Origin of the sequence: Pseudoalteromonas sp. APC 3694, assembly GCF_030407565.1 — a bacterium.
Taxonomy (GTDB): Bacteria; Pseudomonadota; Gammaproteobacteria; order Enterobacterales; family Alteromonadaceae; genus Pseudoalteromonas; species Pseudoalteromonas tetraodonis.
This window is the reverse complement of the sequence record NZ_JASDDE010000126.1, coordinates 1-1,367: the sequence shown is the minus strand read 5'-3', so window position 1 is coordinate 1,367 and position 1,367 is coordinate 1. Positions and strand designations below refer to the sequence as shown.

The 1,367-nt window shown below is 37.7% G+C and carries 1 protein-coding gene and 1 pseudogene; both read right to left on the bottom strand.

Features of this window, described 5'->3' with window-relative positions:
• Nucleotides 1–15: 15 nt before the first annotated feature.
• Nucleotides 16–900, bottom strand: a complete 885-nt coding sequence (gene galU, locus QMA00_RS18795) for a UTP--glucose-1-phosphate uridylyltransferase GalU (RefSeq protein ID WP_262976976.1) — start codon at nucleotides 898–900, stop codon at nucleotides 16–18.
• 208 nt (nucleotides 901–1,108) lie between these two features.
• A pseudogene (locus QMA00_RS18790) lies at nucleotides 1,109–1,315 on the bottom strand (protein CapI); the annotation flags it as partial.
• Between the last annotated feature and the right edge of the window lie 52 nt (nucleotides 1,316–1,367).

Genomic DNA, 1,367 nt, shown 5'->3' with positions numbered 1-1,367 from the left:
GATGCCCGTCGCCCGTTACCCTTTAACCAACTCTTTCATATATTCAGTAAACTCAGCACCTAACGTTTCATGGCGCATGCTGTATTCTACAATCGCTTTTAAATAGCCGAGTTTATCACCACAGTCGTGTGAGCGACCACTCATATGAAACGCTTCTACCGTATCAATAGCCAATAATGCATCAATCGCGTCTGTAAGCTGTATTTCACCACCTGCGCCTACATGAGTTTTAGCGAGTAATGGCCAAATATTTTTACTTAGAACATAACGGCCAACAACCGCTAGGTTTGATGGTGCATCATCAACAGCAGGTTTTTCAACCATTTTTTTAATTGCTGCACTTTCACCAGCAGCAAGCTCTACACCATTAATATCAGCAATACCATATTTACTTACATCTTCTTGCGCTACAGGCTCCAACATAATTTGGCTTGCACGTGTCTCGCTAAAGCGCTTTAACATCGCTGCAAGATTCTCTGTCTTTTGGTCTGCCGTATATGCATCTAGTATTACATCAGGCAATAAAACAATAAAATCATCGTCGCCCACAATGGGCTTAGCACATAAAATAGCATGCCCTAAGCCTTTAGCTTCACCTTGGCGAACGTGCATAATAGTAACATCTGCTGGGCAAATAGAGCGCACCTCATCCAGCAAAGTACGTTTTACACGTTTTTCTAATGTAGCTTCAAGTTCAAAACTGGTATCAAAATGATTTTCAATGGCATTTTTAGAGCTATGCGTTACGAGTACAATTTCTTTTATACCCGCAGCAACACACTCATTTACTATGTACTGTATAAGTGGCTTATCAACCAAAGGCAACATTTCTTTAGGAATGGCTTTGGTCATAGGTAACATACGTGTGCCTAAACCGGCAACAGGAATTACAGCTTTCACAAATAGTCCTTTAATTAAATCATTCTTATATTGTTATAAATTACCAGCTAAATAATATATCTAAGCTGAACATTTTTAATTTTTTTTAAGTAATGTTTGAGTAAAACAACATCATCAAAAAAAGAAAAAGACCGAGCTCAAATTAGGCTCGGTCTTTTTTAACGTTTAGTTATAACGTCTATTTTTTTATATCTTAATCTAAGCTTTCTTATTTGTTATAAAAATCTTTATACCAAGTAATAAACTCGGCAACACCTTTTTTAATACCAACTTTTGGCTTGTAACCTGTTGCTGCAAATAAATCTTGGGTATCTGCATAGGTTTGGTATACATCACCGGGCTGCATTTCACGGAAGTTCTTTTTAGCTTCAATACCTAGCTCATCTTCAATGGCTTTTACAAAGTCCATTAAACTAGGGGCTGTTGATCTTTGTAGTACATATATCAATCAGCCCACATTGGTAGCC